The organism is Chryseobacterium indologenes, assembly GCF_018362995.1.
GTDB lineage: Bacteria > Bacteroidota > Bacteroidia > Flavobacteriales > Weeksellaceae > Chryseobacterium > Chryseobacterium indologenes_G.
In genome coordinates, this window is record NZ_CP074372.1 from 866,071 (window position 1) to 887,962 (window position 21,892).

24 protein-coding genes are annotated in these 21,892 nt (G+C 38.6%); 7 read left to right on the plus strand and 17 right to left on the minus strand.

Translation table 11 applies throughout. The features are described from left to right. Positions 1 to 26 precede the first annotated feature (26 nt). The 6 genes from fdhD to DYR29_RS03865 are packed head-to-tail and all read left to right on the plus strand — an operon-like array spanning position 27 to position 5,687. Positions 27 to 902 carry a formate dehydrogenase accessory sulfurtransferase FdhD gene (fdhD, locus tag DYR29_RS03840; protein ID WP_213279376.1) on the plus strand — a complete coding sequence of 292 codons (876 nt, stop codon included), beginning with the start codon at positions 27 to 29 and terminating at the stop codon, positions 900 to 902. Then, positions 899 to 1,249: a DUF7009 family protein gene (locus DYR29_RS03845; RefSeq protein ID WP_213279377.1), complete on the plus strand. Its 351-nt coding sequence runs from the start codon at positions 899 to 901 to the stop codon at positions 1,247 to 1,249. The genes fdhD and DYR29_RS03845 overlap by 4 nt, the downstream gene beginning before the upstream one ends. A gap of 19 nt (positions 1,250 to 1,268) precedes the next feature. After that, entirely contained in the window at positions 1,269 to 3,674 is a 2,406-nt protein-coding gene (locus DYR29_RS03850) for an FdhF/YdeP family oxidoreductase (protein WP_213279378.1), read from the plus strand. 18 nt (positions 3,675 to 3,692) lie between these two features. Beyond that, positions 3,693 to 4,178 (plus strand): molybdopterin-dependent oxidoreductase, encoded by a 486-nt coding sequence (locus DYR29_RS03855; protein WP_213279379.1) that lies wholly within the window; start codon positions 3,693 to 3,695, stop codon positions 4,176 to 4,178. A 29-nt stretch (positions 4,179 to 4,207) separates the two neighbouring features. Next, entirely contained in the window at positions 4,208 to 5,122 is a 915-nt protein-coding gene (locus DYR29_RS03860; RefSeq protein WP_213279380.1) for a bestrophin family protein, read from the plus strand. 40 nt (positions 5,123 to 5,162) lie between these two features. Further along, entirely contained in the window at positions 5,163 to 5,687 is a 525-nt protein-coding gene (locus tag DYR29_RS03865) for a DUF488 family protein (RefSeq protein WP_213279381.1), read from the plus strand. A 47-nt stretch (positions 5,688 to 5,734) separates the two neighbouring features. Here DYR29_RS03865 and DYR29_RS03870 read toward each other — a convergent pair whose 3' ends face one another. From DYR29_RS03870 to DYR29_RS03950, 17 genes are all read right to left on the minus strand, one after another. Next, a complete protein-coding gene (locus DYR29_RS03870) occupies positions 5,735 to 6,775 on the minus strand; it encodes a HesA/MoeB/ThiF family protein (RefSeq protein ID WP_213279382.1) in 1,041 nt (346 codons plus the stop codon). 10 nt (positions 6,776 to 6,785) lie between these two features. Next, positions 6,786 to 7,391, minus strand: coding sequence for an NTP transferase domain-containing protein (locus DYR29_RS03875; RefSeq protein ID WP_213279383.1), 606 nt, complete (start codon positions 7,389 to 7,391; stop codon positions 6,786 to 6,788). Then, a complete protein-coding gene (gene moaC, locus DYR29_RS03880; protein WP_213279384.1) occupies positions 7,372 to 7,848 on the minus strand; it encodes a cyclic pyranopterin monophosphate synthase MoaC in 477 nt (158 codons plus the stop codon). The genes DYR29_RS03875 and moaC overlap by 20 nt, the downstream gene beginning before the upstream one ends. Positions 7,849 to 7,856: 8 nt before the next feature. Beyond that, positions 7,857 to 9,056, minus strand: a complete 1,200-nt coding sequence (locus DYR29_RS03885; RefSeq protein ID WP_213279385.1) for a molybdopterin molybdotransferase MoeA — start codon at positions 9,054 to 9,056, stop codon at positions 7,857 to 7,859. 2 nt (positions 9,057 to 9,058) lie between these two features. Further along, positions 9,059 to 10,045 carry a GTP 3',8-cyclase MoaA gene (moaA, locus tag DYR29_RS03890; RefSeq protein WP_213279386.1) on the minus strand — a complete coding sequence of 329 codons (987 nt, stop codon included), beginning with the start codon at positions 10,043 to 10,045 and terminating at the stop codon, positions 9,059 to 9,061. A gap of 133 nt (positions 10,046 to 10,178) precedes the next feature. Further along, positions 10,179 to 11,000 carry an alpha/beta fold hydrolase gene (locus tag DYR29_RS03895; RefSeq protein WP_142716824.1) on the minus strand — a complete coding sequence of 274 codons (822 nt, stop codon included), beginning with the start codon at positions 10,998 to 11,000 and terminating at the stop codon, positions 10,179 to 10,181. A gap of 53 nt (positions 11,001 to 11,053) precedes the next feature. Beyond that, on the minus strand, positions 11,054 to 11,572 hold the full coding sequence (locus tag DYR29_RS03900; protein WP_213279387.1) for a DsbA family protein: 519 nt from the start codon (positions 11,570 to 11,572) through the stop codon (positions 11,054 to 11,056). A gap of 2 nt (positions 11,573 to 11,574) precedes the next feature. Then, positions 11,575 to 12,036, minus strand: a complete 462-nt coding sequence (locus tag DYR29_RS03905) for a redoxin domain-containing protein (RefSeq protein WP_213279388.1) — start codon at positions 12,034 to 12,036, stop codon at positions 11,575 to 11,577. Positions 12,037 to 12,040: 4 nt separating this feature from the next. Continuing rightward, positions 12,041 to 12,733, minus strand: coding sequence for a YoaK family protein (locus tag DYR29_RS03910; RefSeq protein WP_213279389.1), 693 nt, complete (start codon positions 12,731 to 12,733; stop codon positions 12,041 to 12,043). Positions 12,734 to 12,738: 5 nt separating this feature from the next. Then, entirely contained in the window at positions 12,739 to 13,785 is a 1,047-nt protein-coding gene (locus DYR29_RS03915; RefSeq protein WP_213279390.1) for a cupin domain-containing protein, read from the minus strand. Between the two features lie 141 nt (positions 13,786 to 13,926). After that, on the minus strand, positions 13,927 to 14,484 hold the full coding sequence (locus tag DYR29_RS03920) for a hypothetical protein (RefSeq protein WP_213279391.1): 558 nt from the start codon (positions 14,482 to 14,484) through the stop codon (positions 13,927 to 13,929). A 203-nt stretch (positions 14,485 to 14,687) separates the two neighbouring features. Beyond that, positions 14,688 to 15,239, minus strand: coding sequence for an antibiotic biosynthesis monooxygenase (locus DYR29_RS03925; protein ID WP_213279392.1), 552 nt, complete (start codon positions 15,237 to 15,239; stop codon positions 14,688 to 14,690). A gap of 24 nt (positions 15,240 to 15,263) precedes the next feature. Next, positions 15,264 to 16,322 carry an NADH:flavin oxidoreductase/NADH oxidase gene (locus DYR29_RS03930; RefSeq protein WP_213279393.1) on the minus strand — a complete coding sequence of 353 codons (1,059 nt, stop codon included), beginning with the start codon at positions 16,320 to 16,322 and terminating at the stop codon, positions 15,264 to 15,266. Between the two features lie 11 nt (positions 16,323 to 16,333). Further along, on the minus strand, positions 16,334 to 18,520 hold the full coding sequence (locus DYR29_RS03935) for a hybrid sensor histidine kinase/response regulator (protein ID WP_249413606.1): 2,187 nt from the start codon (positions 18,518 to 18,520) through the stop codon (positions 16,334 to 16,336). A gap of 135 nt (positions 18,521 to 18,655) precedes the next feature. Beyond that, positions 18,656 to 19,351: a LytR/AlgR family response regulator transcription factor gene (locus DYR29_RS03940; RefSeq protein ID WP_213279395.1), complete on the minus strand. Its 696-nt coding sequence runs from the start codon at positions 19,349 to 19,351 to the stop codon at positions 18,656 to 18,658. 106 nt (positions 19,352 to 19,457) lie between these two features. Next, positions 19,458 to 20,225, minus strand: coding sequence for an alpha/beta fold hydrolase (locus tag DYR29_RS03945; protein ID WP_213279396.1), 768 nt, complete (start codon positions 20,223 to 20,225; stop codon positions 19,458 to 19,460). 30 nt (positions 20,226 to 20,255) lie between these two features. Next, positions 20,256 to 20,729 carry a Dps family protein gene (locus tag DYR29_RS03950; protein ID WP_213279397.1) on the minus strand — a complete coding sequence of 158 codons (474 nt, stop codon included), beginning with the start codon at positions 20,727 to 20,729 and terminating at the stop codon, positions 20,256 to 20,258. Positions 20,730 to 21,303: 574 nt separating this feature from the next. Here DYR29_RS03950 and arr point away from each other — a divergent pair. Further along, complete coding sequence (arr, locus tag DYR29_RS23010; protein ID WP_425394629.1) at positions 21,304 to 21,738, plus strand: NAD(+)--rifampin ADP-ribosyltransferase; 435 nt, start codon at positions 21,304 to 21,306, stop codon at positions 21,736 to 21,738. Positions 21,739 to 21,892: the final 154 nt, after the last annotated feature.

Genomic DNA, 21,892 nt, shown 5'->3' on the forward strand with positions numbered 1-21,892 from the left:
ACCTTTACTAGACCAGTTATTAAATTATGAAAGCCGATCTGTTATCCAATAAATCAGTCAAGCAGTTAGAAATTGTCAAAGTCAATGGAAACAACAGTTTCCTTTTTACAGATGATATTTCTATAGAAGAACCTTTGGAAATAAGGGTTTCATATCTGGCAGCGGATCAAAAAGAATCTAAAAATATATCCGTAACCATGCGGACTCCCGGAAATGATGCAGAGTTGGCAGCAGGTTTTTTATTTACAGAAGGAATCATTTCCAACCGGAATCAGATTAAAAATATACATTACCCGGAATCAGAATGTTCCAGAAACAATGAAAATGTTGTAATCGTTGAGCTTGTCGATAATTTTGTTCCTGAACTTAGGAAAGCCGACCGGAACTTTTACACGACTTCCAGTTGTGGCGTATGCGGAAAAGGCTCCATAGAATCTATACGAACCGTAAGCCCTTTCCTTCATCAGAAAAAAGAAAATACGATTGTTTCCCTTGAAATCATCTATCAGTTATCCGAAAAATTATGCTCTTTCCAGAATAATTTCAGTGCTACAGGAGGTATACATGCTTCCGGTATCTTTGATTTGGAAGGCAACTTGCTTGCTTTACGAGAAGATGTAGGAAGGCATAATGCATTGGATAAACTTATAGGCCATGCATTATCAGCGGATTTGCCTCCCCTTACGGATAAAATTCTGGTTTTAAGCGGCAGGGCCAGTTTTGAACTTATTCAGAAAGCGGCAATGGCAGGAATTACGATTGTTGCAGCAATAGGCGCACCTTCCAGTCTGGCGGTAGATCTTGCAAAAGAATTTGATATTACCTTATTGGGCTTTCTCCGGGATAACCGTTTTAATATTTACCATAACGGGAGCCATTTTAAAATTGAAAATTTATTATGAAAATAAGAATTAAAGACAATTCAGTAAGATTTCGTCTTACACAGTCTGAAGTTGCAGAACTAGGGAAGAGCGGAGTCATTTCTAGCTTTACAGAATTTATAGACCGTCCGTTTATTTATACTATCGAAAGAACTGATGATACAGAACTTTCTGCATCTTTCATCGAAAATAAAATTGTTCTGAAAATGCCCGAAACAATGATCACAGAATGGATTTCCACAGACAGAGTTGGTTTTGACGGACAATCCGGACTGGTGAAGATTTTAATAGAAAAGGATTTTGTATGCATTGATAATACATTGGAAGATCAAAGCGATAATTATCCTAACCCAAGTTTAAAGTGCTAATTTTTTAAATTAAAAACTCATGGAAAACAGAGATGAATTCAATACAATAAGAGAGGACAAAGGTCAGTTACCTTCAGCAGAGCCTCCTTATAAATTGCTGGATTTGAAATTGAAACCACCAAAACTCTGGGCAGCGGGGGTTCCGGCTGTTATCCATTCATTGGACCAGCTGGTGCTCAATGCCTCTGTTCTCCGTGGAGGAAGGGCACTTTTCAGTATGAATCAGTTTGACGGTTTTGATTGTCCGAGCTGTGCCTGGCCGGATCCGGATGACGAACGCTCCAAATTAGGTGAATACTGTGAAAACGGTGCAAAAGCCCTGGCGGAAGAGGCAACCTCAAAAACAATTGGGGCAGAGTTTTTCAGAGACAATTCAGTGTATGATTTAGCAAAACTTACAGATTTTGAAATCAGCCAGTTAGGAAGAATTGCAGAACCAATGTATCTTCCTAAAGGCGGAACCCATTATCAGCCAATAAGCTGGGATGATGCTTTTGCAAAAATTTCAGAAAAACTGAACGCTCTGGATTCTCCTAATGAAGCCATATTCTATACCTCGGGACGAACCAGCAATGAAGCCACATGGGTGTACCAGCTGTTTGCCCGTGAATTCGGAACCAATAACTTTCCGGACTGTTCCAATATGTGCCACGAAACCTCTGGTTATGCACTTTCCAGAAGCATTGGGATTGGAAAAGGAACGGTAAAGCTGGAAGATTTTTATGATACCGATCTCATTATGATCATAGGGCAAAATCCCGGTACCAATTCACCGAGAATGCTTTCTGCCCTGACAAAAGGGAAAAAGAACGGGGCAAAAATTATGGCCATCAATCCGCTTCCTGAAGCTGGTTTAAAAGGTTTCAAAAATCCTCAGGAAGTTCGTGCTTTGCTGAATAAGCCTTATGAATTGTCAGATTTATATCTTCCCGTCAGGATTAATGGAGATATGGCACTTTTAAAAGCCCTGCAGATTCTGGTATTGGAAGAAGAGACTAAAAATCCAGGAAAAGTTCTTGATCAGGATTTTATAATTAATAAAACGGCAGGGTTCAACGAATTGGTTGAAGAATTGAAACGCTATGACCTTAATTTCCTATCAGAAGAATGTGGAATTTCGGTTGAAGATCTAAGAGACGCCGCACAGATGATTGCTTCAAAAAAACGTATTATTATTTGTTGGGGCATGGGAATTACCCAGCAACATAATGGCGTGGAAATGATTTATAATATTGTGAATCTCCTGTTGATGAAAGGAAGCATAGGAATTCAGGGTGGAGGAGCGTGTCCTGTTCGCGGCCACAGCAATGTGCAGGGGAACAGAACATTATTGATTAACCATCATCCTACGACTGAACAATTAGACAGATTAGAAGAATATTATGGCTTTAAAGTTCCCAGAGAAGGCGGTTATGATGTTGTAAACGCATTGAAAGCAATGCATCAGGAAAAGGTGAAGTTTATGTTCTGTATGGGTGGGAATTTCCTTTCGGCAGCACCGGATACAACCTTTACCGCAGAAGCCATGCGAAAACTGGAAATGTCTGTGATTGTCTCTGTAAAACTGAACAGAGGCCATCTTATCCATGGAAAAGAAGCTTTGATCTTACCGGTAATTTCCCGAAGTGAAAAAGATATGATTAATGGAGAACTCCAGCATGTAAGTACAGAAAATTCAATGGGTGTTGTGGAATGGTCAAGAGGTGTTCTCGATCCTATTTCAAAGCACCTCATCAACGAAACGCATGTTGCCTGCAGAATGGCAAAAGCTGTTTTAGGTGAACGTTCTGTAGTAGATTGGGATCAATTTATTAATAGCTATGATGCCGTTCGTAATGATATTGAACAATGTATTCCGGGATTTGAAAACTATAACGAAAGAGTAGTGCAGAAAGGAGGCTTTTACCTTCCGAATGGGCCGAGGGATGGCATCTTCAACAGTGAGTTTTATCCGGGAAAAGCAGCTTTCAATATAACCGCTGTGCCTGACAATTCGCTTGCTGATGATGAATATCTGATGGGAACCACCAGAACACACGACCAGTTCAATACAGTTGTTTATGGCTTGAATGACCGTTACCGTGGGATTTTCAATGAAAGAAGAATTGTCATGATGAACGAAAAAGATATTGAGAAGGCCGGCCTTAAAGAAGGAGACCACGTAGACCTTTTCAATTATGATGATGGAATCGAAAGAATAGCTCCTCTTTTTATTGTCGTAAAATATCCTATTCCACAGAAAAGTACCATGACCTATTTTCCGGAAACCAATGTTTTGGTATCCATCAATAACGTAGTAAATGGCGCCAATATGCCTGCTTCAAAATATGTCCGTATCAAAATCCGGAAACACAGTCCTGATATTTTTAAAAAGATTGATGATCACGTAATTGCAGCAGCCGGAACAGGTCTGGAACCATCTTAAATGCAATAAATTATAATCATGAAGAAACTTTTTTTTGCGGTCATAATTTCTTTTTATGGCATAGTATCAGCTCAAACTGGATTTAAATTAAAAATTTCCGGAGAAATTGTACAACCTTTGGAATTAAGTCTGTCCGATCTTTCACAAATGCCTCAACAAGAAGCAATATTGAAGGATAAAGAAGGAAAAACACACGCTTATACAGGAGTTTCTATTCAGGATATTCTTACTTGGGCTAAAGTTCCTTCAGGGAAAGATTTACATGGAGAAAATCTGTCGAAATATCTTCTTGTAAAATGTGCAGATGGATATCAGGTTTTATTTTCTCTGGCAGAACTTGATTCATCAATTGCTGATAAGAAAGTAATTGTTGCGGATATGATGGATGGAAAACCTTTATTAAAGGAGAAAGGTCCGTTACGTATGATTGCCGAAGGAGAAAAGAAACCTGCGCGCAGCAGTTATCAGGTTACGGAATTGATCATAGGATCAGTGAAAAAATAACTGTCGAAATAATATTTTAGAGTTTAATAATGATCATAAGAAAAAAGGAACACTGGTTCAGAATGCTTTTTGTATGGCACGGTTCTGTTTTGCCTGCATTGCTTCCCCGTTTGGGATTGCTTTTAATGCTTTCTTTATTGGTGACCTATTTCCATGGAACCATTCTTTCATTTAAGGTGCCGTTAAACCCTGCACCCCTTACACTTTTCGGTTTTGTATTGGCCTTATTTCTCGGATTCAGAAACAATGCCAGCTATGACCGCTTCTGGGAAGGACGTAAATTATGGGGAGCTTTGTTGAACACGGCCCGCGCATTGACCCGCCAGGCACTCACCTTGAAAAATTTTAATAATCAGGTTTCAGTTCATCATTTTGTTCAGCTGCTGAGTGCTTTTGTCTTTGCGCTGAAACATCAGCTGAGAGGAACAGATGCCTATGAAGATTTACAGGTAAGGCTTAATGAAGACGAACTGAAAATTGTAGCAGCATCCAAATATAAACCGGCAGTTATTATGAGATTGCTTGCAGAATGGGTTCAGAAAGCAAAAGAGGAAGGCGGTATGGATTCTATTCAGCAGGCACGCTTTGATGAAAATTTTGATAAGCTTTCTGATATTTTGGGAGGATGCGAAAGAATTATTTCAACACCCATTCCTTATAGCTATAGAGTTTTGCTGCATCGGACGGTGTATATCTATTGTTTCTTGCTGCCGTTTGGACTGGTAGATTCATTAGGATGGTTTACACCGCTTATTGTGGTATTTGTAGCTTATACCTTTGTTGCTTTTGAAGCGATAGCGGATGAGATTGAGGAGCCATTTGGAACAGATGCCAACGATTTGGCTCTTAATAGTATGTGCATAATGATTGATGAAACAATTCATGAGATGGCCGGAGAACAGATTGCTGCTTCTCAAAAAATAACTCAGAATATTATTGATTGACAGAGCTAAAGATAATTGTATGAAGGTTTTAGAAAAAAATATGATTTATACAATTGGACATTCTGTTCATTCATTGGAGTATTTCATTGAAATGCTTAATTCGTTTAACATTAAATTTTTAGCAGATATCCGGAGATTTCCGGGATCAAAAAAGTATCCGTGGTTCAATAAAGAAAATCTGGAAAAGATACTTCCTGAAAATACTATTGAATATATCCATCTTGAAGAATTAGGAGGGAGGAGAAAGGTACAACCCGGTTCAATAAATAGCCGATGGCGGAATGAATCTTTCCGGGGATATGCTGATTATTTGCAAACCTCAGAATTTGTAACCTCAGTTGAAAAGCTGGAACACATTGCCAGGGAAAAGACAACAGCTTTTATGTGCTCTGAAGCGGTATGGTGGCGCTGTCACAGATCTATGGTTTCTGATTATCTTAAAGCAAGAGGCTGGAAGGTAGAACATATTATGAATATAGGAAAAATAGAAGAACATCCCTATACCTCACCGGCAAGAGTATATGATGGAAAGGTTTTTTATTCAGATGAAAGTTTATTTGATTAAAAGATAAATGGAAAGAATCTGCGTTCACAAAAATTTAGTCTTTAATCCTAAGGCTGTATGGTATTAATACCGCCTTTTAATGAAAACACTTCTTTGTCAGGGAAAACCTTTTTTATCTTTCTTACAGCTTCTGCACTACGCTTCCCGGATTGGCAATACACCAAAAGAGGTTTTGACAAACTGAAAAAGGAATCTACATGATATTGTAGTTCTTCCACAGGAATATTGATTCCGCCGATATTGAAATGTTGGTGCTCTTCCACAGAACGTACATCTATAATTTCAAAATAATCCTTCTCCTGCATCAGCTGTTCAAACGTAATAACCTGAACAGTCTGGGGCAAAGCTGTAATTTGTACAGATGTTTTTCTTAATTTAATAACCTGGGTTTTGCCGTTCAGAACATTCATCAGCCATAATTTTCCTGCTAATACATCCTGTGGCTGCGTAAAATATTTTATAACTTCATTGGCCTGCATACATCCAATGATGCCTGCCAATGTAGGAATTACACCGCCTTCTCTGCAGTTAGGAACCTGAGATTCTTCCGCATCAGGGAAAACATCCCGGTAATTGGGGGAGTAGGTGCCGTCTTGCTGTAAGACATTCCAGATGCTTACCTGGCCTTCATATTGATAAATAGCACCATAAACTAAAGGTTTTCCAGCCAGAACACAGGCATCATTCAACAGACATTTCGTTTCAAAATTATCTGTTCCTTCCACAATAAGATCGAATTCAGAAATCAAATCCATAACATTGGAGGAAGTTACTTTCAGACGATAAGGAATTATGGAAACAGCTGGGTTTTGCTGTTGAAGTTTTTTTGCAGCAGCATCTACTTTATACGTTCCGATATCCTGGGGAGTATATAGAATCTGGCGGTGCAGGTTGCTTTCCGAGACGAGATCATCATCCGCAATAGCAATTGTTCCTATTCCTGAAGAAACAAGATATTGTGCCGTGGGGCAGCCAAGACCTCCCATACCCACAATCAGAACTTTAGCATGATGAAGCAATTCCTGGGAAGAAATACCAAAACCCGGTAAAGCAATCTGGCAGTGATAGCGTTCAAAAGGATCACTCATAGGTATGTTTTTATGATTTCTTTAAAATTTCCTTTGCTTTTGTCATTTCTTCCGGTGTATTCACATTCATTAAAGCATCAGGGTTATTGGGTTTCAGAATCAAAGTATCACTGTTTATCAGAACTTTTCTGGGACAGGTATTTCCTAAGCCTAAAAAATTAAGGAGTAAGGGGTAGCTTTTAGGTTCCCAAATGGTGATCAATGGTTCCGGTAAACCGTCAAAAGGACTTTCGTAAGTTGTTGCCGCCTTTTCAGCATCTCTGGACCGGATCAGAAATTCTAATGAGTTTTTATCCAGCAGAGGAAGGTCACAAGCTACCACCAGCCATGCTTTATCTCTTTGGGCACGCAATGCCGAAAGTATTCCACCGAAGGGGCCCATATTTAAAAAAGTATCGGTAAGGGCGTTATAATCCGTATCGAAATGTTCTAATTGATCCTGTCTGCAGGAAATAAAAACATTCTCACAAAACGGTGCTAAAAGATCAGCTGCATAATACCGCTGTTCTTTCCCGTGCCAATTGATTTTATCTTTAGGATTTCCCATCCGAAGACTTTTTCCTCCTGCAAGTACCAGCCCGTTTAATTGAGGGAAATCAGTCTCTTTTGAAATCATTTTTTCCACCTGATTTTTCGATTAGTTTTATCTCTTTGATCACAATATCATGGCTCATCGCTTTGCACATATCATAAATGGTAAGGGCGGCAACAGATGCTCCCGTAAGAGCTTCCATTTCGATACCTGTTTTAGCTTCAATCTCAGCAGTGCAATAGATTTCAATCTCATTTTCAGCATTGATGTCAATATCTATTTCACAGTTATCCATGCCAATTGGATGACATAGTGGGATTAATTCGCCTGTTTTTTTAGCGGCCATTATTCCGGCAATAATAGCGGTCTGAAATACCGAGCCTTTTTTTGTTTTGAAATCATCCTGTTGAAGTGCGGTAAGAATATTTTCAGGAAGTATTACAACCGCTTTAGCCATCGCTTTTCGGTGCGTAATCTTTTTCTGCCCGACATTTACCATGCCCGGTTGTTCTTTTTTATTAAGATGTGAAAAATTTGTCATGTGTAAGATTAAAAATTATATTTCCAGATTTTGTAGACTTCGCCCTTCCTGAATTCAGTTTTTTCCATAGGAAGTTCTATAAATGCATCGGTTTCCGCAAGGTGGGAAAAATCTCCGGAACCATTGGTATTGACAGATTCTGCAATGACCTGCCCTGATGGGTTCACATTGAGTTTTACCTGTGCAAAATACTGCAATGGAAAAGGGAAATCAAGATCATTCTGCAAAACCGCATATTGGGCTGTTTGCGGAATCTCTAAAGATCTTTCCAGCCAGGGAATAAAGTACCGGTGAAGACACATAAATACGGAAACAGGATTCCCGGGAAAGGCAAAAACAAGTTTTTCATTCCGGCTTTTTCCAAACCAAAAAGGTTTTCCGGGTCTTTGCTTTATTTTGTGAAAAAGTTTTTCTATTCCCGCTTCTTCGCAGGCTTTAGGCAGATAATCAAATTTTCCCATAGACACTCCGCCGCTCATCAGCAAGATGTCATATGTTTCAATACATCGCGAAAGCTCATTTTTTATTAATTGAAAATCATCATTCCAATGCAGCAGGTCTGCACTAATCTTATATTTTTCCAAAACGGATTTTATAGTGATTCCATTGGAACGTCTTAGCTGGAATGGAGTAGGGTGATCTTCAGGGGATACCATTTCGTCTCCGGTGGAAATAACAGCAACTTTAGGAAGTTTTTTTACGGTTAACAAAGTTTTTCCGACTGATGCAGCAATTCCGAGAATGGAGGGGGTGATGAGCTGATTCGCTTTTACCAATATTTCTCCTACCTTTTTATCTTTTCCTTTAATATGGATATTCTGCCCTTTTTTTATCGGAATCGTAAAGCTCGCCAGATTATTATTAATCGAAATATCTTCATAACGAACCACAGTATCTACAGAAGAATCTAAGGCGGCTCCGGTCATGATTTCAATGCATTCGTCTTCAGTATCAATAGAAACAGGAACTTCTCCGGCAGCTTGTACAGCTTTTATTTTATAGGTGTGACTTCCATTTTCATGTGAATTAAAATCTATTGCAATTCCATCTACCGTAGACCTGTTAAAGGGTGGCAAATCGGAATCTGCTGTAATATTTTCAGCTAAAATTCTTCCTAAAGCATTTTCATAGAAAACCTCTTCCGTTCCAAAATTTTTGATTTGGGAAAGTATAATTTCTTCTGCCTGTTGTACACTGATCATTTCCATAATTATCCTCCGATTGTTGCCATAGACTGATGAATTTGTGACGCGCTAAGACTCTCTTTTTGAGCTTCCCAGCCGTCCTTTGGTTTATTTTGTATGCTGTTGATTATGATATCTTTAAGCTCTTCATCTGTTTTTCCAAGTCGGATCTCATCTTTGAGATTTACGCCTGTACCTTCGTAAAGGCAGGTTCTGAGAATACCGGAAGGTGTGATTCTTATTCTGTTGCAATCTCCGCAAAATGAACGCGTATACGCTGCAATGATTCCTATATTTCCTGTAAAACCGGGAATATTATAATTATATGCCGTTGAATTTTTAGGATCTTGAATCTTTTGTATTTCAGGGAAATATTCTTTTATATAGCGGTAAATCTGTGAGAAATTCCATTTCAGAGAAATATCTGTATCACCGCCATTGAAAGGCATTTCTTCAATAAAACGCACATCAACGGGAAGGTTTTTCGTAAGTTCCACCAAAGGAATAATATCTTCAATATTTTCATTTTCCATCACTACCGTATTGATTTTTACTTTGATATGATGCTGAAGGAGACCCTCCAACGTTTTCATGACCTTATCAAAGCTGTTTCTTCTGGTGATTTTGAAAAACCGGTCTTTATCAAGGGTGTCAAGGCTTAGATTAACAGATTTTATCCCGAATTTTTTAAGTTCCGGAATATAAGGTTCGGTAAGAAGACCATTGGTTGTTAAACTGAGATCAGTCAGACCGTCTAATTCTGATATTTTCCGGATAAGTTCAATGCTGTTTTTTCGTACAAACGGTTCTCCTCCGGTGATTCTGATTTTATCTACTCCCATTTTTGTGAAAACGGAACAGATTCTGAGCATTTCATCATCAGTCATTAACTCATTTTGCTTAATCCAGGGAAGACCATTTTCCGGCATGCAGTATGTACATCGGAGGTTACATCGGTCTACAATTGCAAGCCTGAGATAATTAATATTCCTTCCAAATTTATCTGTCAACATTTTAAATACGATGAGTCTATTACAAATATACTGAATGTTTTTCGTGGTAGTGATCAATTTTATATTTATTGCTTAAATAATAAAAGATGAGCCTCTAAGGCTCATCTTGGTATAGGCGTAATAGAAAATCAGGTTAAGATCTGATAAACTCCAGAATATCTTTGTTAATTGTTTCGTGCTCTGTAGTAGGCATTCCGTGAGGAAAACCTGGGTAGGTAATCAGTTTTCCATTCTTTAATAATTTTGCTGATTTTATAGCAGCGTTTTCAATCGGAACGATTTGATCATCTTCTCCGTGCAGGACTAAAACGGGAAGGTCAACGGCTTTTAGATCTTCGGTTAAATCTGTTTCAGAAAAAGCTTTTATACCGTCATAATGTGCTACAATACCACCCATCATTCCTTGTCTCCACCAATTTCTCTGAATACCTTCTTTGATATTCGCTCCTTCTCTGTTGTAACCGTAGAAAGGAAATGTCAAATCAATATAAAACTGGTTTCTGTTGTTGAGGGTCTGGTCTCTGATATTGTCAAAAACTTCAATCGGAACCCCATCAGGATTGCTTTCACTTTTTACCATTACCGGTGGAATGGCGCTGATCAGAACTGCTTTTTTAGCTCTTCCGTTAGAATATTTATTCACATAGCGGATTACTTCACCACCACCTGTAGAGTGTCCGATGTGAACTACGTCTTTCAAATCAAGAAATTCTACCAGTTCGGCTGCATCAGAAGCATATTGTTCAATGGTATGATTGTAAATATTCTGGCTGGAACGTCCGTGTCCTCTTCTGTCATGGGCAATGACTCTGTATCCTTTCTGTAAGAAAAAGATCACCTGCGCATCCCAGTCATCAGATGATAAAGGCCATCCGTGGTGAAACATCAGTACTGGTCCTTCTCCCTGATCTTTGTAAAAAATTTCTGTTCCGTCTTTTAATGTTAATGTGCTCATTGTTGTTATGTTTTTAATGTTATGAATTGATTTTATTTTAAAAATGATTTTGTTTAGCTAATGGTATTTTCACGTACCAGCTGAAAAAGATCTTCAGCGCTGCCATTGAATTTATTTCCGTTAATGAAAAAAGAAGGAGTTCCGTTCACTCCGCTGATAACACCGCTTTCAAAGTCGGTATCTATTTTTTCCGCCAATGCCTGTTTCTGAATATCTGCTTTAAATTGGGAGATATTTAAATCCAGGTTTTCTGCCAGGTTTAATAGCAGGTTTTCATTCAGAAATTGCTGATTTTCATAAATAGCATCATGCATTTCCCAGAATTTTCCTTGTAGTCCGGCCGCTTCTGCTGCCAATGCTGCAGGTCTTGCATACTGATGCATTTCTGACAGAGGAAAATTTCTGAAAACAAACCTGATCTGATCTCCGAATTCTTTCATTAATTCTTTAAGAACTGGATAAGCAGCTCCACAATAAGGACACTGATAATCCCCGTATTCTACAATGACTAAACCGGCATCCAAATTGCCCTGGGTATGGTCAGCATTGCTGACTGATGGTTTTAATGACATAATTATTTTGTGTTAAAGGTTTCTAATGCTTCTAAAATTCCGTCCGCACCTGGGTTGATCGCCGTGGGTGACAGATAACTCCATTGGATAATGCCGTCTTTATTAATGACAAAAAGAGCTCTGTTGCATTCACCTTCCTCATCGTTATAAACGCCATATTTCTTTGCAATTTCTCCTTTCGCTTCAAAATCTGCCAGCAAAGGAAAGTGCAGGTTTCTGGATTGTGAAAATGCAAGGTGGCACCATTTACTGTCTACAGAAATTCCGAAGATCTCGGCATCATATTTTTTGAAATATTTCAGCATTTCGTTATACAATGCCATCTGATCACTACAAACCGGGCTCCAGTCTGCGGGGTAAAAGGCAAGGATGACATTTCTGCCTCTGAATTCGGATAAGGTGATTTTCTGATCCGGAGTTGCAAATAATGTAAAATCAGGAGCAACTGTATTTTTTTGTAACATTGGATTAGTTTTTAATAGTTGAAATTGGTATTGTTAATGCGCAAATCAGCAGTAAAGCTGCCGGGAAAATCAGAGCCCAGTTTCCTGAAAATGAGAGTAGGAAAGGAGCTGCCGAAGCACCCGAGAGAAAACCCAGCCATAAGAATAATAGATGAAAGATATTCGCCTTGTATTCATTGCGTTGGTCTTTATTATCATTCATTACAAACAGAGCTGCTGCTCTTGCGAGGCTGTTTAAAGTTCCTGTAACAAAATCGGTATTGATCTTTTGACTGCCGACTGATGTTACAATCGTATTCATAAGGCCCATCGAAAAACCGATCACTGCGATAGATACCACATTCGGAATATGTTCATAATAATCAGCTATACTGTAAAAGATCATTATTCCTGAAACAATGTAGAAGGTAATATTTTTAATCCTGCATCTTTTCCATAATGATAAACAGGTACCCGTATAGATTCCGGTCAGAAAAAATAAGATAACTGTAACAGAAGTAATGATTATACCGGAATTTTCATTGAAAAAAGCGGCTCCCAGCTGCGTGGTATTCCCACTCATAAAAGAAACATAGGTTTTCCATTGAATCAGCCCTGTGGCATCGGTATATCCTGCGATAAAAGCCAGGAATATTGCAAGTTTTTCCTGTAATCTGACAGAGTTGTCAGAAATAAGGGATTGTGTTTCCGGAAGCAAAGTATTTATTTTCCAGGTTTGATGAATACTTTCTTTTCAGGAAATTTTTCTATTTCTCCTTCTTTCAGTCCGAAATTAGTTGTGACTACATCCTTCGGGTTTCCTGCAAGCCATTCGCTGATATCAATAGATTCATAGGTACCGTTATTAAACCCGATCAGTACTTTACAGACCGTGTCACCTGTATTTTTGATGTAATGTCCTGCTCCCATAGGCACGTAACCCACATCACCGGCATTGAACTGCTCTGTAACAGAAACACCTTCTGCCAAAAACACCGACATTTCTGCCTGTCCTGAAATGAAATACTGCCACTCGTCCGCATTGGGATGCCAGTGCATTTCTCTTAATGCTCCGGGCTGAAGTTCCAGTACAGATCCGGCCATTGTTGTGCTGATGGGAAACTCTTTACGGGTAACCAGTCTCTGAAGACCTCCGCCGGGAATTATTCTTGGCTGCTGAGAATGCAAAGGGTAACGATGAAGACTTGTCAGTTCAATATCTGACTCTTCAGGGCGGGCTGCTGCATTAGCGGATAATTCGTCTGGAACAATTCCTGCAGCGAAGTACACCTCTTTCTGAGGAAGTGCTGCTACTTCTTCTAGACTCAAGCCTAAATTTTGTGCAACAATTTCAGGGGGCATACTTGAAACAAAATCTGTAACGCTGAACGTATGGTCTTCCGAAAAATTGCCATTATCAAAAATCAGGATAAAATGACATTCTTCTGTTCCTGTAGCCTGGATAGAATGGCCATAACCTTTTGGAAAATACCATACATCGCCGGGCTCAAAATTATCTGTATAACTGTGTCCGTCTGGATGAATGATCGTTGTACGTACCGTTCCTGAAACCACATAAGCCCATTCTGCTGCGTTGGCATGCCAGTGAAGTTCTCTCATGCTTCCAGGCTGTAGTCTCATGGAAACTCCGGCAATACCTATAGACGCAGGAAATTCTTTTACAGAAGCTCCTCTTGTTGTACCGCCATCATTGGTACGCGGTTCTTTTTTTTCTAATTCGTATCTGAAACTTAATGATGTTGAGTTCATATTATTATTATTATTATTTTTAGTGATTAATTTTCTTTGTTTTTGCTATTGTAAAGCTACCCAGAAACCCTATTTTTTTTAGGTGTCATTCGGTGAAAAGGCAAAAAGTGTCGTTGAAAAAATATGGAGATGCCACCAGTGTTAAAAAGGCTGGTTATATTTACCTGTTAATGCTTTATTTTCAATGCTTTTTGAAAAATTTGGAGTTTCTTCATGATTGTGAGCGTCAGAAGCAGCTTGTCTTGATGCAGCAGCATCTTTAAGGTTTATGCCGTGTTCTTTAAGATATTCAAACATTTCAGGAGTAGCTGTTGCATGAATTTCATTGGTATAAAGGCAGGTGCTTTCATCAATCTTTGTCACTTTCAGTTCCCATAAAACCTGAACTTTTGTACGTCCGTTTTTGGTAATGGAATCAGAGATGGAAAGCATTCGGCAATAATCAGGACGGTGAACATCTGCAACATAATGCTGAACCATTAGTGCATCTCCAATGGTTTCGACATTTAAAGATACTGGCTTACCATCAAAAGTAGTTGAAATTGCGGCGCCGATATGCTGGGTTGAGCAACGTTGATATTCGGCATCAGGCAGATTAAGCAGCCAGTCTGCGATATTCACTTTTTCAATGGGTGCATTGATGATAGCACTTACGCTTGAATGAGATAGTGCATTTTCGGGTGTTTGTAAGATTTCCATAGCTGTTGGTTTTGATTGTTTATTTTATTGATGATGTAAAGCTACAAACCGACTGTTTTAATTTTTACTGCTGTTCGGTAAACAGGCGAAAAGTATCGTTGAATAAGCCGGGGAAGTTCAAATAGTAACAGGATGGATGGTATTGAAAATAAAAAAATCACTGTGGGTTACAGTGATTGATAATAAGTAATTTTAAAAATTGGTTATTTATACAGCCATTTTTTGATCAGTCTGGTATAATTAGGCATGACTACGAATACCATCAGAAAAACGATGATCCCTGAAATGATAAATCCGTCAGAATAATGATTGGCCGGGATTGAAATTATTCTTAAAAAGGGTAGGACGACAACAGGAATGAGAATTGATAACGGGTAAATGGCAGACCAGGTAACCAGAAACTGTTTCCAGCGGACAGGAACTTTATTACCTTCATTTTCTGAATTAAAAAGGAAATCCAGTCCGGATTTTATCTGGTAATTGTCATTTTTTGTGAATAATGGATTGGCTTGTTCAATGAGTTTTTTCCGATCATCTGATTCCATCCAGTTTCTAAGGTTTTTAATGGTATCAAAACGGATAATAACAGTATATACAAAAGTCAGATCAGGAATAGGACGTACAATCTGCAGATCAATAAACCCTTCTGAATGCTTTGTAACCGGAACAATTTCGTTCAGCCATTTTTCGTATTCCTGCTGTTTTCCATCCTGAATATGATGAGTAATAACAACGGAGGCGCCGTGATTTTCCATAACTGATATTTTTTTCTGTTTGATTTAATACGCTCTTTTATACTGCCATGGGATCTCTGTTTCAATACCTAATGCTTTCGCAGAATGAATTGCAAAATAAGGATCCCGCAAATGCGCTCTGGCAATAATAACCAGATCTGCATTTCCACCGGCAATAATATCATTGGCCTGTTCTGCTTCTGTAATCATTCCAACAGCTCCGGTCATCACACCCGTCTGTTCTTTAATGGATTTTGCAAAAGGTACCTGATATCCGGGAAACACCTTGTCCTTGCTTACATTGGTAAATCCGCCGCCGGATGCAGTAATGAAGTCGACACCATTTTCTTTGAGTATTTTTGAAAGTCTGATACTGTCTTCCAGGGCCCATGCTTCATCTGATTCTATATAATCAACTGAAGAGATTCTAACGAACAAAGGCATTTCAGCAGGAATAACTTTCCTGATTTCCTGAACTGTCTCTATCAGGAACCGGATTCTGTTCTCAAAACTTCCGCCATATTGATCCTGCCTTTTATTGATCACGGCGGAATAAAACTGGTGAAATAAGTAACCATGGGCTGCATGAAGTTCTATGGTGTCAAAACCTGCTTCAACAGAGCGGAGTGCTGCTTTTACGAATTTAGCGGTAAGTTCCCTAATTTCATCTATAGTGAGCTCTTCAGCAAAAACGCCATTAAATTCTCTTGCAGAAGATGATTTTACAGTCCAGCCTCCGTCTTCCGGTTTGAGAGGCTTCATTCTTTCATTGGGATGTTTCAGGCTTCCTTTTCCTCCTGCATGCCAAAGCTGAATGCCTATTTTTGCATCTTGCTCGTGAACGAAATTCACAATGTTTTTCCATGCACTTTTCTGTTCTTCATTCCAGATTCCTACATCAGATAATGTGGCCAGCCCTTCTTCTGAAACAGCAGTACATTCTGTAAGGATTAGTCCGGCTCCGCCTACAGCCCGGCTTCCCAGATGAACGAGATGCCAGTTGCCTGGAATTCCGTTTTCAGCACTGTATTGCTGCATAGGAGATACTGCAATCCTGTTTTTTAGCGTAAGACTGCGGATGTGTATAGGTGAAAATAAGTTCATTTTTTAGGTTTTTAAAGTGATTTTGAAAATGATTCGGCTTCGGAAACAGCCTGTAGCAGAACTTCCTGTACCTCTGTCAATATTTTTTGCAATTCAGGATCTTCTGCCGAAGCTGTTTCCAGAATATCCAGTTTTTCTTTTAATAAGGGGTGTAATCCCATTATGGAAATACTTGATTTCAGGTCATGAGACCACAGTTTCATGGCTGCAAAATCCTGGTTTTTATATGCTGTTGCCAGCTGTTGTAAATGATTGGGAATATTCTCAATAAACTGTTGGGTAACCAGTTTTTCAAAGCTTTTGTCGCCACCGCTTACAGTGTGCATATAAGTTAATTTGATGTACTGATAATCAGATGGTGTATCTTCGGTTTTCTTTTCGGATCTGTTGTTTTCTTTCAATCCTAATTTTGAAATCAGCGTAAACAGTTCTTCTTCCTTCACAGGCTTCGGAATATATTCATTCATACCACGACTCAGGCATTTTTCTCTTTCGCCTGGCAGAGCGTGGGCGGTCATTGCGATGATTGGAATATTCAGTTTCAGTTCCTCTCTTATTTTTTGTGTGGCAGCATATCCGTCCATTTGTGGCATCTGTATATCCATTAATATCAGGTCACATTCATTACTGCTGAGATAACTGACTGCTTCAAGACCGTTTGACACCACATGAAAATCAATATTCCATTGAGAAAGCAGATGTTTCATCAGGCTCTGGTTGATCGTATTATCGTCAACCACCAGAACTTTCAAAGGAGTATTGGATGTATCTTTAAAATAATCTGGATCCGTTGCAGGAACTATTGTGAGCTGTTCTTCAGCAATTCCATAAGGGATATAAAAATGAAACGTAGTGCCTTTGCCCTGTTCGCTGGTCACTTCAATGTCTCCATTCTGCAATACAATTAAACTTTTCACGATAGATAGTCCTAATCCGGTTCCTCCGTAATTTCGGGTTGTAGAATCTTCTCCCTGATTGAATCTTTCGAAAATTTCACTGAGCTTTTCTTTGTCAATTCCGATGCCGGTATCTGAAATTCTGAATCCGACTACAGCTTCTTTTTCAGTTTGCTGTTTATTATAAATTTCAATGGTGATATTTCCCTGCTGGGTAAATTTTATAGCATTTCCGATTAAGTTGACCAAAATCTGGGTTAATCTTGTTGCATCTCCCACCAAAGTATCAGGAATCGAGGAATCAATTGTACTGGATAGGGTAAGACCTTTTTCTTTTGCCCGTTCTGTAAAGAATGTCTCAACGGAATTGACCAGTCCATTAATACTGAAAATTCCCGGTGTGATGCGCATCATTCCTGCTTCTATTTTTGATAAATCAAGGATGTCATTAATGATGGTCATCAGATTTTCCCCGGAACGCTGTATAGAAGAGACAAACTCTGCTGAAGTTTCATCCAGCGGACGTTTTTGAAGCAGATTGGTGAATCCCAGAATTCCACTTAAAGGAGTTCTGATTTCATGGCTCATATTGGCCAGGAAATTTTCTTTGGTCTGTGCGGCAATCAACGCCTTTTTTTCAGCAATATCAAGTTCGCTGATCAATAATCTCTGGCGGTTGAACTGACGAAGAATATGATATCCTACAACAGATCCGCTTAATATGAGCAAAACCAGTAAAGAAATATCATAGAACCTTGCTTTCTGTCCCATTTTTCCACTTCTCTGGCTGAGTTCAACCATATTCAGTCTTCGGCTTTCATAGATCTTGGCGGTAATCCTGGTGATTTCATTAGAAATATTTCTCGCACGTGGATTGGCGATTGAGGTATTGTCATCCATATTTCCTAAAGACCTGTAACGCTGCATTAATTTGTCTTTGGTGGTCTTCTTTTCCATGGCAAGAACACTTAACCTGTGGATCAGCTTTTCTTCTTCGGCATTTACATTGTCTCTGGAGAGAGAGTCCAGGAAATTTTCAATCTGATTGATTTTTTGATCAATCCCTTCCAGATGCGATATGTCATTCGTGGCGATTGAAGCTCTGATTCTGCTTTCCACTCCCAGAATATCACGGTCAATCTCTCGTAAATGGTTGCTTGAACGTAATTCATTCAGAAGGGTATTGTTATTTTGAATAAGAGCTTTGGTATTTCTTGCCGAATTGATCTGAACAATGATCAATAGGAGCGAACCCGCGATAAATGCCAGGATAATGAAATAACTGAACCGTTTACTATTCATTATTGAAGATGTTTTTTTCATAAATAACGATCTGATTTAAGGTGGAAGTATCGGTAAAAGAAGAAGATAACCCTAATTTTATTGAGGGATTAAGATCAAAAATAGAGTAGGAGAAAGGTCAACGATCTCCGGCTGCTAAAAAACGTTCATTCTTGTATTGAGTGCTTTACGATAGGCATCCGCTACGGGAATGAATTTACCGTTGATCATGATCCCGCCATCCTGAAGGGTATCAATCTTACTTACAGAAACAATATAAGAGCGGTGAACTCTTATAAAATGATCTTTAGGAAGACGTTCTTCAGCGGTTTTCATTTTACCGTGAATGGCAAACATTTTTTCCTTTGTATAAAACTTCACATAATCACCCATGGCTTCTGCGTAAAAAATATCATCCAGCTTTAAGCGTCTGGTAACATTGGAATCTCTTACAAAAAGGAACTCATCTCTGGTTACTTCCACATTTTCTTTTCTGCTTTCGAGAATGGTTTGTGCCTTGCTTACCGCCTGCAGGAATCTTGCCGGCATAATAGGTTTTAAAAGATAATCAGCAATATTGAGCTCAAAAGCTTCAAGTGCATACTCTTTTTTGGAAGTCGTGAAAATAATAATAGTATCTTTACCTGAAAGTGTTTTCGTGAGTTCAATTCCTGTCATTTCAGGCATTTCTATATCCAGAAAAATTAAATCGACCGGATTGGACTGCAGGTAATTGTAAGCGTTAATCGCATTGGGAAATTCATCAATAACCGTGAGATTAGGTATCTGTTTTGCCAGATGTGCTAAAGTTGTCCTTGCAATGTCGTTATCATCCACGATTAAAGCTTTCATAGGTATAATTCTTTCTGTTTACACAAATATACTACTTAATTATTTTCTGACATTCTTTCATTATGCTTGAATTTGTAAACTAATATGATATTATGTGTATCAAATTTTATTTACTTCCATGAGCAGCTTCAATAATCAGTTCAGCAGCTTCTTTAGGATAGGTCATGAAGACACAATGGCTTGCACCTGCTATTTCTATTATTCTTTTACTATTGGCCCGTTTTGCATAGAAACGTTCCAAATCTGGATTTATAATTTTATCTGCTTTAGCAACCATGTACCACACTGGTTTTGATTTCCAGGCCGGGTTATGAATAATGGCGTGAAAAACTGAGTCTTGTGTAGGCGTTTGTGAGACGGCCATAAAATCAGCTTTTTCTTTAGCTATGCCTCCGGCAAAATCCGTCGGAAAGTTGGATGGGTTTATATAATCAAATCCGTCATTTCCTTTAATCAGAGATTGATATTCTGACGGATATTTTTTTCCGTTGTCAGCCTCAGATTCTCCTTCATCAGGAGCGTGGGCAGCAAGATATACTAGTCCGGCAACTTTTGGATTGTTTCCTGCGGTGGTTATAATGGCTCCGCCGTAACTGTGACCCACCAATATGCAGGGACCATCCTGCTGGTCAATAATTCTGTTTACCTGCTTCACATCATCCTCATAAGAAAGTAAAGTCTGTTGAGTTACAGAAACATGATAGCCCTTTTTGACAAGTTCTTTATAGATTCCTTCCCAGCCGGAGCCGTCTACAAAAGCTCCATGAACCAAAATAATGTTTTTGATGGGTGCTTTTTGCCCATACATAAAATTTCCAAAGATTCCTGTAATGGTAAACAGGATGGCTATAAGTTGCTTCAATCCGGTTTTCATAACTAACTTTTTAAAATTAAATATCTTGTTTTATCTGAAATATGAACGGATCATCCATGCCATTTCTTCATGGGTTTCCATTAGACCTGTTATAAAGTCACTGGTTCCGTAATCTTTATATTTTTCTGCAAAAGGAGTGATGTTTCCACGGAGAAACTCGATGATGCTTTCGTGGTCGCTCAAAAGGTCTTTCATAAAGCCGGGTCCGTCATTGGTTCTTTCACTATCTTCAGTTAAATGAGTCAGTTCCAGAAAAATTTTCATGGTTGCCGGAGCATAATGTCCTATTTTTCGCATACGTTCTGCAACGCTGTCCATCATTTCATCCAGTTGTTTGTACTGTTCTTCAAAGAAAATGTGGTTAGCGTGGAAGTTGTCTCCGGTAACATTCCAGTGTGCATTTCTTGTTTTGATGTAAAGCAGTGTCTCATCAGCTAATAATTTTGCCAGTTGTTCTGCAACAGCTTCTGTGTTTTTTTCTGTAATTCCGATTTTTGTTTTCATAATAATGGTATTTATAGTTGAGTATTATTGCTCTTTTGCTGATGTAAAGTTCATTCATAATACCGTAAAACAGTCTTGATTTTCGACAAACAGGCAAAAACAATCGTTGAAAAGCTCCGTTTCTCAAATGATGATCAATAGCTGTAAATTCAGCTGCTTATAATGATGCTGTTATCAGGAGATATTAAATAATTTGAGTCAATTTCCGACCAGCTTTTTTGTATTTTGTATAAATTTGCTTACTGACATAATTAAAAAATACAAAATGGAATTTTCACCTTTTAAGAACGTTATCAAGCTTTGCCTTCAGGGGATGAATATGGAGGATAAGAACATGCCTGAGGAGGCGAAAAGGCTGTTTTTGCAAGCCTGGGAAGAAGCGTCAGACGATCATGAAAAATTTCTGGCAGCTCATTATGTATCACGTCATCAAAAAACACCTGCCGATCGTTTGAAATGGCTTGAAACTTCTTTAAGTTTTGCTTTAAAAATAAATGATAATACGGTTAAAAGTGCACTGCCTTCTCTTTATTTGAATATTTCCAAATGCTATGAGGAGTTAGGGGATATTGAAATGTCAAAAAAGAATGCCGAGCTGGCATTGTTATTACAAAATCATCCTTCTGATAAAGGACCTTTTTACCATGGAACAAAAGCCGATTTACAGATAGGAGACCTGTTGACGGCTGGTGGAACGTCAAATTACAAGTCAGAATTAAAAATGAATCATATTTATTTTACAGCTTTGATGAACGGGGCAGGGCTGGCTGCTGCTTTAGCAAAAGGCGATGGAACAGAGCGTGTATATATTGTGGAACCCACAGGTATTTTTGAAAATGATCCCAATGTAACAGATAAGAAATTTCCGGGAAACCCGACCCGTTCTTATCGTTCCGAAATACCTTTAAAAATTGTCGGAGAGGCTAAAGAATGGACAAAACCTAACCCTGAAGATCTTCAGAAGTTTCGTGAGAAATTAGATGACAACAAGGGAGAGATCATCAATTAGTCTCCTTATTTGTTTTTAATTATTTAGTTTATAATCCCTTGCGACTTTTATTAAAAGAGAAAAATATACATACTCATGCTTTTGCTATGAGTTAAATATTAACAGCAATAGAAAATATTTGACTTTAAAACCCCAATGACCCATATTTTAGCAA

Coding starts and splice junctions, on each gene's coding strand:
- DYR29_RS03845 (WP_213279377.1), top strand. CDS start 899: ATGAAAATAAGAATTAAAGACAATTCAGTAAGATTTCGTCTTACACAG.
- DYR29_RS03885 (WP_213279385.1), bottom strand. CDS start 9,056: ATGGAAATGATCAGTGTACAACAGGCAGAAGAAATTATACTTTCCCAA.
- DYR29_RS03935 (WP_249413606.1), bottom strand. CDS start 18,520: ATGAATAGTAAACGGTTCAGTTATTTCATTATCCTGGCATTTATCGCG.
- moaA (WP_213279386.1), bottom strand. CDS start 10,045: ATGTTGACAGATAAATTTGGAAGGAATATTAATTATCTCAGGCTTGCA.
- DYR29_RS03930 (WP_213279393.1), bottom strand. CDS start 16,322: ATGAACTTATTTTCACCTATACACATCCGCAGTCTTACGCTAAAAAAC.
- fdhD (WP_213279376.1), top strand. CDS start 27: ATGAAAGCCGATCTGTTATCCAATAAATCAGTCAAGCAGTTAGAAATT.
- DYR29_RS03865 (WP_213279381.1), top strand. CDS start 5,163: ATGATTTATACAATTGGACATTCTGTTCATTCATTGGAGTATTTCATT.
- DYR29_RS03870 (WP_213279382.1), bottom strand. CDS start 6,775: ATGAGTGATCCTTTTGAACGCTATCACTGCCAGATTGCTTTACCGGGT.
- DYR29_RS03850 (WP_213279378.1), top strand. CDS start 1,269: ATGGAAAACAGAGATGAATTCAATACAATAAGAGAGGACAAAGGTCAG.
- DYR29_RS03895 (WP_142716824.1), bottom strand. CDS start 11,000: ATGAGCACATTAACATTAAAAGACGGAACAGAAATTTTTTACAAAGAT.
- moaC (WP_213279384.1), bottom strand. CDS start 7,848: ATGACAAATTTTTCACATCTTAATAAAAAAGAACAACCGGGCATGGTA.
- DYR29_RS03860 (WP_213279380.1), top strand. CDS start 4,208: ATGATCATAAGAAAAAAGGAACACTGGTTCAGAATGCTTTTTGTATGG.
- DYR29_RS03900 (WP_213279387.1), bottom strand. CDS start 11,572: ATGTCATTAAAACCATCAGTCAGCAATGCTGACCATACCCAGGGCAAT.
- DYR29_RS03875 (WP_213279383.1), bottom strand. CDS start 7,391: ATGATTTCAAAAGAGACTGATTTCCCTCAATTAAACGGGCTGGTACTT.
- DYR29_RS03855 (WP_213279379.1), top strand. CDS start 3,693: ATGAAGAAACTTTTTTTTGCGGTCATAATTTCTTTTTATGGCATAGTA.
- DYR29_RS03950 (WP_213279397.1), bottom strand. CDS start 20,729: ATGAAAACAAAAATCGGAATTACAGAAAAAAACACAGAAGCTGTTGCA.
- DYR29_RS03920 (WP_213279391.1), bottom strand. CDS start 14,484: ATGGAAATCTTACAAACACCCGAAAATGCACTATCTCATTCAAGCGTA.
- DYR29_RS03940 (WP_213279395.1), bottom strand. CDS start 19,351: ATGAAAGCTTTAATCGTGGATGATAACGACATTGCAAGGACAACTTTA.
- DYR29_RS03925 (WP_213279392.1), bottom strand. CDS start 15,239: ATGGAAAATCACGGCGCCTCCGTTGTTATTACTCATCATATTCAGGAT.
- DYR29_RS03945 (WP_213279396.1), bottom strand. CDS start 20,225: ATGAAAACCGGATTGAAGCAACTTATAGCCATCCTGTTTACCATTACA.
- DYR29_RS03915 (WP_213279390.1), bottom strand. CDS start 13,785: ATGAACTCAACATCATTAAGTTTCAGATACGAATTAGAAAAAAAAGAA.
- arr (WP_425394629.1), top strand. CDS start 21,304: ATGTCAAAAAAGAATGCCGAGCTGGCATTGTTATTACAAAATCATCCT.
- DYR29_RS03905 (WP_213279388.1), bottom strand. CDS start 12,036: ATGTTACAAAAAAATACAGTTGCTCCTGATTTTACATTATTTGCAACT.